This window comes from Motilimonas cestriensis (assembly GCF_021295315.1).
Lineage (GTDB): Bacteria > Pseudomonadota > Gammaproteobacteria > Enterobacterales > CBDFNC01 > Motilimonas > Motilimonas cestriensis.
Window position 1 is genome coordinate 323,577 of the sequence record NZ_JAIMJA010000002.1, and the last position, 11,693, is coordinate 335,269.

6 protein-coding genes are annotated in these 11,693 nt (G+C 44.6%); 3 read left to right on the plus strand and 3 right to left on the minus strand.

Annotation, left to right across the window (positions count from 1 at the left end; translation table 11 throughout):
- Positions 1 to 73 precede the first annotated feature (73 nt).
- The 3 genes from K6Y31_RS03255 (at position 74) to K6Y31_RS03265 (ending at position 8,803) form a co-directional block, all read left to right on the plus strand.
- Positions 74 to 5,095, plus strand: coding sequence for a DNA repair ATPase (locus tag K6Y31_RS03255; RefSeq protein WP_233051401.1), 5,022 nt, complete (start codon positions 74 to 76; stop codon positions 5,093 to 5,095).
- A 2-nt stretch (positions 5,096 to 5,097) separates the two neighbouring features.
- Complete coding sequence (locus K6Y31_RS03260; protein ID WP_233051402.1) at positions 5,098 to 5,784, plus strand: phospholipase D-like domain-containing protein; 687 nt, start codon at positions 5,098 to 5,100, stop codon at positions 5,782 to 5,784.
- Positions 5,785 to 5,995: 211 nt separating this feature from the next.
- Positions 5,996 to 8,803 (plus strand): AAA domain-containing protein, encoded by a 2,808-nt coding sequence (locus K6Y31_RS03265; protein ID WP_233051403.1) that lies wholly within the window; start codon positions 5,996 to 5,998, stop codon positions 8,801 to 8,803.
- 60 nt (positions 8,804 to 8,863) lie between these two features.
- On the opposite strand, the gene K6Y31_RS03270 is transcribed toward K6Y31_RS03265, so the two are convergent.
- From K6Y31_RS03270 to K6Y31_RS03280, 3 genes are all read right to left on the minus strand, one after another.
- Positions 8,864 to 9,847: a Gfo/Idh/MocA family protein gene (locus tag K6Y31_RS03270; RefSeq protein ID WP_233051404.1), complete on the minus strand. Its 984-nt coding sequence runs from the start codon at positions 9,845 to 9,847 to the stop codon at positions 8,864 to 8,866.
- Positions 9,848 to 9,869: 22 nt separating this feature from the next.
- Positions 9,870 to 10,406: a YaeQ family protein gene (locus K6Y31_RS03275; RefSeq protein ID WP_233051405.1), complete on the minus strand. Its 537-nt coding sequence runs from the start codon at positions 10,404 to 10,406 to the stop codon at positions 9,870 to 9,872.
- 83 nt (positions 10,407 to 10,489) lie between these two features.
- Positions 10,490 to 11,599: a site-2 protease family protein gene (locus K6Y31_RS03280; protein ID WP_233051406.1), complete on the minus strand. Its 1,110-nt coding sequence runs from the start codon at positions 11,597 to 11,599 to the stop codon at positions 10,490 to 10,492.
- Positions 11,600 to 11,693: the final 94 nt, after the last annotated feature.

Here is an 11,693-nt window from a genome sequence, read left to right on the forward strand (position 1 = left end):
TTAACCACGTCATTGTTTACAAACCGGCTCGATTGAGCCGGTTTTTACACCTAGTATTTGAAAAGGATGCATGATGTCGGATCAAACTGTTGCAGAAAATGAACAAGATTTAGCCGCCGTCGCCCAAGGCGGAGCTTACCAAGTTATTCGAGCACGCCTTAATCAGCAAGGCGCAGAGCTTGAACAAAAAACCCAGCAACTCAACCAAGCACGCCTAGAAGAATTTGGCCGTGAAGACATGCATGTGCTGGGGCGAGTCAGAGTCAGAACTGAAAATAACTGCCAAGCACGTGATATTGTTTGTGCGGGCGATTACCTGTTATTTGGCTACAACGTTTTTATCGGCCTGAAACAAGAAATTAAAATTTCTGATGTATTCGGCCTGTATAAGTTAAATCAAACCGAAGCCGGTTATGAGATGCATGCCGAGCCCATGGCTGGCAGCTTCTTAGATAACGGACGCTTTGAGCAAGATTTCACCGAGCTTTACACCTATTACAAAGAAGCCCGCCTACTGCGCCTGGCGGTACGTGATGGCAAGTTACTGGCCAGTTTTCAAATTGGTTTAAAGCTGTCTGACGTACGAGTATTCCGTTGGAGTATTAGCAGCGATGGCCAAACCATCGAGTATATTGATAATCGCGGCGATCGGGATCTTCAGCCTCCTAATCAATATGATTTTGAATGGCGTGAATGTACGCGAGAAAATGAAGTGGCGGGACGCTTCCCGCACATGAATATTTTAGACACCTTGTTTGTGGAAACCACCCAAGGTGACTTAACCATCAAGATCGAAAACAACACTAACTCAGGCCTTGGTATTTACGCCGAAGATGTGGTTGATGATAACCAATCACTGGATGATGCGCGCTTTTGCTATGCCGAAGTTGGTTCGTTGATCTTATTGAAAATATTGCCCTATCGCGAAGAAACTTGGCGTTATTTAGTTTATAACCGCAATACCGAAACCGTGGTGCGCATTGATAATATTGGCCACGCCTGCATTCAGCTACCTGAAAACCACGGCATTATTTTCCCCGGTGGTTATTATTTACAAAATGGTGAATACAAAACCTTTGATGACGACATCACAGGCCTTGAATATAAGCGAACCATCAAAAGCCCCAATGGCGAAGATGTGCTGTATGTATTTTATGAACCCGTTGAAGGTAAAGTCGGCTTATATTCTTACAATCTGATCAATAAATCACTGGAAAACCCACTGTTTGGCCATGGCTACGCCGCCCTCGCCGATGGTCGTGTGGTACTGTTTTATGCTGAAGACGAGCCAACACGCGTGCACCCAATGCAAATTTGGCAAACGCCTTATTGCAGTGATTTTTACGCCAGCACTCAACCCAGTAAGCAAAGCTTTTTTGGCAAAATAGGTAATGCTGAATTAGTCCGCGGTATTTCTGAGCTATTTAGTACAGTGAAAGCCATTAATAACCAAGCGGTGTCTATTAAGCTTTATGGCGAATTAATCAAAAATGTTAACCGCATGTTTGATAGCTATCACTGGATGAACGCCCCCCAAGTAAACGGAATTGATCCGTTACTACGACAAATATCAGAAACGTCCGAGCTGGTTTTGGATGAGTTTGAAAAAGTTGAAACCATCCGTCAGCAAGCGCAACAAGCGCTACAACAAGCCCAGCAAAAGCAAGCCAGCATTATTAGCGCGTTAACACCTGACTCTTGGCAAACTCCCGAGCTGTTTGTTGGCGGATTAGATTCACTGCGCAAACAAAAAGGGCATTTACTAACCATTAAATCCATGCGCTACATGGATGAGCAAAAAATTGCCGAGATGAGCAAAAAGCTCGAGCAAGAAGAAGCGCAACTAAGCCAAAAGACCGTTGATTTCTTGGCGAAAGACGCCTCATTAGCGCCTTATAACGACAAATTAGATCAACTTAATCAAGAGTTAGAGAGTGTCGTTTCCGTCGCCGAGCTTGAGCCAGTTGCCGAAAAACTGGAGTTAATGGCTTCAGGGCTCGATTTACTGTCCGAGTTAATGGCAACCTTAAAAGTTAACGATGCCACGGTGCGCACCCGCATCATCGACACCATTTCAGAAATTTATGGCCGTTTAAATCAAACTAAAGCCAGCGCTAAGCATAAAAAAAGCAGCTTAGGCAGTGCCGAATCCTTAGCGCAATTTTCAGCGCAATTTAAGCTATTTAGCCAAAGTATTACCAACGCTTTAGGCTTAGCTAATACCCCAGAAAAAGCCGATGAACAATTGTCTCGTTTGCTGGTACAGCTAGAAGAGCTGGAGAGCCAGTTTAGTGAGCAAGAAGAGTTTCTCACCGATATTCTGACCAAACGTGAAGAGGTTATCGAAAGCTTTGAAGCGCACCGCCAGCGCATGGTGGAAACGCGGCAACGCAAAGCCAGCACCCTAAAAGATGCTGCCGAGCGAATTCTGGCCAGTATTACCCGCCGAGTACAAAAATTCACCGAGCTTGACGAGCTTAATACTTTTTTTGCTTCCGATGCCTTAGCGCTTAAAATTTATGATTTGGTATCGCAGTTAAGAGCGCTCGATGATTCGGTCAAAGCCGATGACATTGAAGCCAAATTTAAAAATAGCAAAGATCAAGCCGTACGCTCATTGCGCGATAAGTCGGAAATATTTGAAGACGGTGGTAACGTCATCAAATTGGGGCCGCGTCATAAGTTTACCGTAAACACTCAAGAGTTAGACCTCACCTTATTACCAAAAGACGACAAACTGGTGTTTCACTTAACCGGCACCGACTACTTTGACGTTGCTGATGATGAAGCACTAAACCGCCTTAAACCCTTTTGGCCACAAGAAATTGAATCAGAAACCGCCGATGTTTATCGCGCCGAATACCTTGTTAAGCAAATTTTAGATGCTGCTGAGCGCAACGAAAATGGGCTAACGTTAGAAGCCCTAAGATTAGCACAAACCGATGAGCAACAGCTTAACCAGCTGGTTAAAGACTTTGCCGCACCGCGCTATAAAGAGGGTTACGAGCGGGGTATTCATGATCATGATGCGAGTTTGATCTTGGCGCAATTATTACCGGCTCTAACCGGTGCAGATGTGCTCAAGTATCCACCACTCAGCCGTGGTTTTGCCGCGATTTATTGGGCCAACAACCAACAAGAGCCGCAGCAACAAACCTGGGTTGAGCGCGCCAAATCGGCGCTGCGCATGGAAGCCTTGTTTAGCTCAAGTGATGCCAAGCAACTGCTTGAGCGCGAAATAAAACAAGCGCAGCAAGCATTTGCTCAGCAGTTTGAATTACCGGTTGATGACACTGCGATTGACTTAGCTTCGCGCTATTTAGTGCAAGAGCTCGCTAAAGAGCCCGTGGTATTTTCCAGTAGTAAATACGCCACCCATCTAGCAGATGAGCTAAAACGCGCCATGGACACGGCGTCGTGGAACTCTTATCAGCACACCTTAGAGAAACTTAAAGGACAAATAGGACAACGCTGGGCACTCACCCAAGCTTGGTTACAAGCCTTAGTCAGCAACAAGAAAATGCAGCCATACCAAGGCTACATTCCGGAAGCAATTGCCCTCATCAATAGTGAAGGTAGAGTTAGCCGTCGCGTATTAGATATCAATCTTGATTTCACCGTCAACGGCTTAATGGGGCAACATGCACGGATCAAAGATCGCAGCTTAACCTTATCACTTGATAACTTTTTGCAGCGCCTTGAGCACCATCAGCAAGTTGTCTTGCCCGGTTATAATGAATTTTTACAAGTTCGTAGCCAAGTGGCGCAACACCAAAAAGCGCAACTACGCCTATCTGAATTTAAAGCGCGTCCGTTGTCTTCTTTTGTTCGTAACAAACTGATCAACGACGCTTACCTGCCTATTATTGGTGATAACCTCGCCAAACAAATGGGCACAGTGGGCGACACCAAGCGTACAGACTTAATGGGCTTATTAATGCTCATTTCACCACCGGGTTACGGTAAAACCACCTTGATGGAGTACATTGCCAGTCGCTTAGGTTTAATCTTTATGAAGATCAACTGTCCATCAATTGGTCATGAAGTTGACTCGCTCGACCCAGCACAAGCACCGAACGCGACGGCAAAAGCAGAGCTAATTAAGCTTAACTTAGGTCTAGAAATGGGTAACAACGTGATGCTGTATCTTGATGATATTCAGCACACCAATCCAGAGTTCCTACAAAAATTCATTTCGCTGTGTGATGGTACTCGCCGCATTGAAGGTATCTGGCAAGGGCAACCGAAAACCTATGATTTACGTGGTAAAAAATTCTGCGTCATTATGGCAGGTAACCCTTACACCGAATCAGGTGAAGCATTCCAAATTCCAGACATGCTGGCTAACCGCGCCGATATTTATAACTTAGGCGATATTTTAGGTGGCATGGACGAAGCATTTGCCTTGAGTTACTTGGAAAATGCCATGACCTCAAATCCAGTATTGGCACCGCTTGCAACACGCTCACAGCAAGATATTTATAAACTGGTGAATATGGCTAAAGGCAACCAAGTAGATAGCAGTGAACTAGAGCACGGTTATAGCGGCGCTGAGCTCAATGAACTTACCGGTGTATTGACCAAGTTACTGCGTATTCAAGAAGTTGTGTTGTCGGTAAACCAAAGTTATATCGCCTCTGCTGCGCAAGCCGATAAATACCGCCAAGAGCCACCGTTCAAGTTACAAGGCAGTTACCGTAACATGAATAAAATGGCAGAAAAGGTCTCTTCGGTCATGAACGAGGATGAGCTGATGCAACTAATTGAAGATCACTATTTAGGCGAAGCGCAAATGTTAGCTGCGGGAGCCGAAGAGAACTTACTTAAATTAGCCGAGTTACGCGGCAACATGACCGCCGAACAAGCTCAGCGCTGGCAGCAGATTAAAGCCGACTTTATTAAGCATAAAACCTTAGGCGGCGATGGCGACATGACCCTCAAAGCGGTATCGCAACTACTCGACATTAATGCCAATTTAACCGGCATCAACGATACCTTGAGTCAAACTCGCTATCGCTTTAAGCGTACCACCACAGAGACAGGTAAAACTCAGGTGAGTATTAGCAAAAAGCCCAAACACGAACAGAGTAAATAAATATGAATCAACAAGAAATAGAACAAGCTTTAGTGGAGAGCTTAGCCGACAACAAACTCGATCAAAGCGAGAAAAACCAGCTGGCTGAATTGACTCAAGAGTTACAAAATCAACCCGACAAAATTAGCTTTATTCGCAATAAAGCGTTTGCGGTGCTATTAGAGCAAGGTGATTTTAACGAAGCGCAATTTCGCGCCATCAAATGGCTAGAAAATGTGGTCAAAACCTTAGACAAAAATAGCCAGCAGCCCAGTATTGTCGCTGACGCTTGTTTTAGCCCAGGTAACGATTGCTTAAACCGCATTGTTAGCTTGTGTAACCAAGCACGCCATAGCATTGATGTGTGTGTCTTTACCATTTCATGTAATGAAATCTCTGCCGCCTTACTCAAGGCCCACCAGCGCGGGATCAATGTACGCATCATCTCTGATAATGATAAGCGCAATGACAAAGGCTCAGATGTTTACCAACTCGATGAAGCAGGTATTCCGGTGGTAGTTGACCGCACAGAGCACCACATGCACAACAAATTTGCCTTGTTTGATAGAAAAGTACTGTTAAACGGCAGCTTTAACTGGACCCGCAGCGCTTCTAAATTTAATCAAGAAAACATCGCAACCACCGATAATCCTAAGTTGGTGCAAGCATTTAGCTATGAGTTTGAGCGGCTATGGACCAAATTAGGCTAATGGCCTGCAATCGTTAGCTCGATTGATTTCTTAACAATAATTAATAGAAATATCGGTTTTCCCCCCTGAGTTAACTTGATATGTTACACGGCGAAGAACTTCTCTCTTCGCCGAGTTCAAATTTTACTATTTAGCAGCTTTAATTTTTTTGCCTAGCATTGCAGAATGTCATGCTAATGCATTAGCATGATTTATTATCTCAGGGAATATTATGTTAGACCGGAGTTGTCGCAATCTCATTCGATATTATCGCGCTTGTTATCAAGCAGATAACCGAGATTTAACTCTGTTTAACGTATTTCATCGTAATTGCGAATTTACCCGGTTTATTCAAGGTAGAGAAGCGTTAGTTACTGGTGAATTGCCACGCTACCCGCTACCGCGCAGTTATGGTGAGCGCTTATATCAATCGCAAGCACTGTACAAACGCGAAAAGACCTTACTCTACGGCAGCTTTTTTCTGCTCGGAAAGTTACCACCAAGTTACCCGGGTAAACGGACGGTTTGCGCTCCCCTACTGTATTATCAGGCGCAGGTTAGCTTAGAAAACAACGAATATTATCTCACCATTGAAAAAAGCAAGCCTATTGTTAACTGGCCCTTGTTACGCTGGATCTTAGCGGAATCAAGTCAAACCTCTGAGCCCGACTTTATCAATAAAGATATTACCGAACGCGATGTTGCAAAACTGAGCCACTGGATCAGTTCATTAAGTAATAATATTAACTGTTTAGAGCTGTATCATTACCCAAAGTTGGCCACGGCGGAACAAATAGACGCCAAACAGACACAAATCAAAACCGACCAGTTTAGTCTAATTGCTGCGTCTGCGGTTACCTTAATTAACTACTCGGTGGCCTCTCGAGGCATTCTTCATGACTTAAAAGCCATGGCAGTGGCCTCTTATATGCCGAGCTCGGTGACACAATTTTTACTCGGTGAGAAAAGTAGCGAAAGTGACCAGTACTTACCTAACACGAAATATGAGCCAAGCCATCCGGATGATCAGCGCCCCGCGCCTAAGCTTGCGCCAGCTATGCCAGATAATATTCCAGCCGTGCTCAGTAAAGCCCAGCGCCAAGCACTACACAACGCTTCACGCCATACTGTTAGTCAAATAGTTGGGCCCCCGGGCACAGGCAAGTCATACACCATTGCTTGCCTCGCGCTAGAGCGTTATTTACAGGGCGAGTCTGTACTTGTCGTTGGTCAAAACAATGAAAGCGTTAACATCGTTGGCGATAAAATTGAATCTATGTTAGGTCAGCAAGACTTTGTAGTGCGCGTCGGTAATGCAAGCTATCACAAAAAGTTAAAGCGCTACTTAAAAGATCTATTGAGTGGTTATCTGACACAACAAAATGAAACCCATACCCCGTTAGATAGCCTGCAAAAACAAAAGCTAAAAATGGATAAGCTAGAGCGACAATTTGCCAAGCGTTGTAAAAAAGCGATTCGCTACGGCATGTCGACTTGGAAAGTGCAGCAAAATGCGAATTTTTTTAACCGCTTTAATGCTTGGTGGGCGAAACGTTTCACCTTGAATCAAGATATTTTATTCGATGTATTCTCGCAGATCACCCAGCAACAACGCATTCGCCATGTGGCTTTAAGCCACTACATTAGTGAAAGCCGACGTAAGCGCTTACACACCGTGCTCACTCATCACCGTCGCCAGCTTAATAGCTTTCGCGAGGCAATTAATGCCAATAATTCGGCGCAACAAGAAGCCAGCTTTGACAAGATTGATTACAGCGTGCTACTGCAAGCCATGCCGGTGTGGCTTGGTACCTTGGGCGATTTACACCGCAGCTTACCCCTTAAAGCAGAGCTGTTTGACTTAGTGATCATTGATGAAGCAAGCCAATGTGACATAGCCAGTGTATTACCCGCGATCTATCGGGCTAAGCATTTAGTGATTGTTGGTGATGATAAACAACTCAGATTTATCTCTTTTTTATCCAGCAAAAAACAAAGTAAGTTACAGGATAGATATGATTTAGCCAGTCAAGGGGACGAGTTTAATTATCGTAACGTCAGTGCGTTAGATCTGGCTAATCGCCGCATCCAAAACCAATACGCTATTGTGGTGTTAGATGAGCACTTTCGTAGTAAAAATGCGTTAATTGATTTCAGTAACCGCAAGTTTTACCATCGCCAACTTAAAATAATGCGTCATAAGCCCGGTAATCAAGGCGATTATCCAATCAGTATCATTAAATGTCAGGGCGAATATAACAGCGGTAAAAACAACCAAGAAGCCCTGACATTATTAGCGTTTTTACGCAACAAGATCCACAATCTCACGGAAATGGGCCTGACCTCGAGTATTGGCATTTTATCGCCATTTCGTGAACAAACTATCTTACTGACTAAGCTACTTGGCAAATACTTGTCTCACGACCAAATAGAGCGCCATAAAGTTAAAATAGAAACGCCTTATGGCTTTCAAGGAGAAGAGCGCGACATTATGCTGATCAGCATGTGTGTTGATGAAAACAGCTCAGGCCAGCAATATCGCTATATGAATCGTGAAGACGTGTTTAACGTGGCGATCACGCGGGCGCGAGATGAACAGTATATATTCCTCTCTACTCGTCCACACAAGCTGCCATCCCAGTCGCTATTATTTGAATATGTTCATAGCATAGAGCGCAACCAAAGTTACTCATTAGATGATGTCAGTGACTTTGATGCGTTTCAGGCAGAGGTCTCGCGTTTATTAACCTTGAACGGTATCAATACTTGGAAAAACTACCCGATTGCGGGCGCTGAGTTAGATTTGGTCTGTCAATATGGCGAAAATACCGTTGCCCTTGATTTAATTGGCTATCCGGGTGAATCACAAGATTACTATCATTTAAGCCGCTACAAAATATTTCAACGCGCAGGGCTGACTTTGTACCCTTTAACCTACACTCGCTGGGTCTATCAGAAACACCAAGTATTAAAGCAGTTGATGTCGTTGCTGGGAGCCAGTGATGATGCCTTAACCAGCAAAGAAAATACTATTTTTTAAACAGGTACAGCCATATCACCGAGTGCCAATATAGCTGATACCTTAACGGGGGCTAATGGTTTAACCTTCATCCGTTGGAAACACCACCCCGGTCTGGCGCCTTACTTGATATAAAATATCTGCAACCTGCTGCGAGCGCTCACACATATCAGCATCCATGGCGCCCGAGTGAATTTGTTTAGCAAAGGCAAATGCTTCTTCTAGCATCGGGTTATCTGCCTGCGCTAAAGAAATATCAGTCACGACGCCGCCTTGGTCTATCCATTGCACCTGTTGACACAGTGACACTGGATGGCTGACTAATAATCTGCCGCCCTCTCCCTGAAGCTCACTTTCCAATTTAGAATCGCTGATCTTCGAATGGCGCAGTATCACTTCAAACTCAGGATATTGCAAAATGACACAGCCTTGGCCATCCACCCCAGAGGGAAGCAAGTAAGCACTTGCCAACACCTGACGCGGCGCACCAAATAGCGCAACAGCAGTGGCAACACAGTAATAGCCAATGTCCACAATAGAGCCATTGGCAAAATTGGGGTTAAATGTATTGGGATTATCCCCCGCTAAGTAAGCAGGATAACGCGACGAAAACTGACAATAGCTGAGTAGCACTTGACGCAAGGGGGCAATTTTCTCAATGTGCTGCTTTAGTTGAAAAAAGTTTGGCCTATGCTGGGTCATAAAGGCTTCAAACAGCACCACGTTATGCTCTTTTGCTGCAGCCAATAGCGTCGCTACTTGCATCGGATTAGCCGCCAGCGGCTTTTCACAAATAACATGCTTGCCCTGCTTGAGCAGCTGCAACGCTTGCTCGTAATGCAACGAATTAGGGCTAGCAATATAAACAGCCTCCACTTCATCACTGCTACCAAGATCATTTAAGTCATCAAAATAGTGGGCACATGGCAAACCTTGGGCGAAATCTTGAGCCCGGGTAATATCGCGCGAGTACACAGCAGCAATAACAAATTGCTGACTTTGCAGCGCGGCCTCAGCAAACTGACGCGAGATCCAGTTTGTACCTATAATTGCTAGTTTAATCATGACTTAGTTTCCTTTGCTGTGGTTATTGCAAGATCATCGGCGTCACCGCAACACTGCCTTGCTCAGAGCTGACTAATACTTCGCCGTCTTGAATCGAAACTTGAATGTCCATACTTTTTTGGCACATAGCAGCCAACTCTTGAGTTTGGTCAAATGGTAAATTAACCACTGTTAGCTTACTCAACTTACCGGCTTGCTTTTGGTTTTGCTTCCACCAAACATCTGCGGTACCACCACCATAAGTATATAACACGACTTTTTTAGCCCGAGAGCAGGCTTTTTTCAAACGTTTCTCTTCCGGTGTGCCCAGCTCAATCCAAAGATCAATTTCATCGGTCATGGATTTAGCCCACAGCTCAGGCTCATCGTCAGATGAAAGGCCTTTAGTAAACATCAGTTCATCACTGGCGTTTAACGCAAATGCCAATAAACGCACCATCAATCGTTGTTCGTTTTCTGAAGGGTGCTGCGCCAAGGTTAGATTAAAGTCTTGGTAAAGGTGAGTATCCATATTAGCAAGTTGCAACCTTGCTTTAATTATTGTAGCGCCAATGGCCATGGTAGTTTCCAATTGTAAAAGTAATGGGGCCACCAGCAACAGCGACCTTAGTATTGAAATAAGTAGATTAAAAGCTGCTTAGTTTAACTACTTAATATTTGTAATGGTAAACCCAACATTGCATCACCTGTACCCGCTAGGTGCCAAATAATGCTAACAAAGGCGGCAACCGTTGCCACATACCAAACCAGCGACACGGTTTGAGCATAGCGATTCAGGGGCAATAAATGACTTTGATGACGCATGCGCCATTCGAGCAAAATCTCTATTGAGCCAATCAGCAACAAAAAGCCGAGTAACGCGAGACCAAAAGAGTAACTTACCCAAACGCCTAACCCCGCCCCCGCTAAACAAGCAATCAGGCCAACTTTAGTGTTCATCGAAAAGCTAATACTTTTCAATATATGGCCACCATCAAGGGGTAAAACGGGTAACAAATTAAATAAATTCAATAAGGAATTAAACGCCGCTAAACCAGCAAAAAAGATATTTCCCGTTACCCAATACACAACTAAGCAGGCGATCGACATGATCAAGCCAAAAAATGGTCCCATAATAGAGATCACCACATCTTGCCAGCGGGTATTTATTTTTTCATCACTGAGCGCTAAGCCGCCTAAAAATGGAATCAGGTAGATGCCTTTGGTTTTCATTCCAAAGTATTTCATGGCCCGAATATGGCCGTACTCATGGAACACCAAACAAGCCAACAGCGCGAGCGCAAACTGCAGCGAAAACAGCCAAGAGTAAGCCGCCAAACTGGCTCCAGCGAAAGCCACCTTAATCAGCTTGGCACTTTTGAACAGCTTAAAGCCCAGTGACATTAGACCCAGCGTACTCCACTTTCTTTCTGCCACTATGGGTTGGCTTACTTGCTGACGCTCGATATCGCGCTCAGTGCGCTCGCCTTGGGCTTCAATCACATCATCACGGGTTAAACAATATATCAACCTAAAGGGCTGCCACGTTAAATCAATTTCTAGTGTTACGCTAATGGCCCCTACAGCACTCAGCACTGAGTCAGTCGTAACGTCTGGTTGCAACTGAAAAGTATGAGAGAATTGACGTTGAGAGCCGTCAGACGCTTGTTGCTGCGATACGAGCTGCTCATTCCAAAATAGTTTCTGCTCACCCGAGGTTGAGCCTTCAAGGCGTAATGGTTTATCGAAAAATTGCAGGTGTAAAAGTTCCAACGTTATACTTCCTTAAACTCACTCGACAGCATTATGCCTAGAGTCCTCCTATTTGCAAAATTAACCTCGCAATAAACATTTAACTCAATATGAT

What these genes read in the sequence shown, in the direction of transcription:
- K6Y31_RS03270 (WP_233051404.1), bottom strand. Translation starts at nt 9,847, where the DNA reads ATGATTAAACTAGCAATTATAGGTACAAACTGGATCTCGCGTCAGTTT.
- K6Y31_RS03265 (WP_233051403.1), top strand. Translation starts at nt 5,996, where the DNA reads ATGTTAGACCGGAGTTGTCGCAATCTCATTCGATATTATCGCGCTTGT.
- K6Y31_RS03255 (WP_233051401.1), top strand. Translation starts at nt 74, where the DNA reads ATGTCGGATCAAACTGTTGCAGAAAATGAACAAGATTTAGCCGCCGTC.
- K6Y31_RS03260 (WP_233051402.1), top strand. Translation starts at nt 5,098, where the DNA reads ATGAATCAACAAGAAATAGAACAAGCTTTAGTGGAGAGCTTAGCCGAC.
- K6Y31_RS03275 (WP_233051405.1), bottom strand. Translation starts at nt 10,406, where the DNA reads ATGGCCATTGGCGCTACAATAATTAAAGCAAGGTTGCAACTTGCTAAT.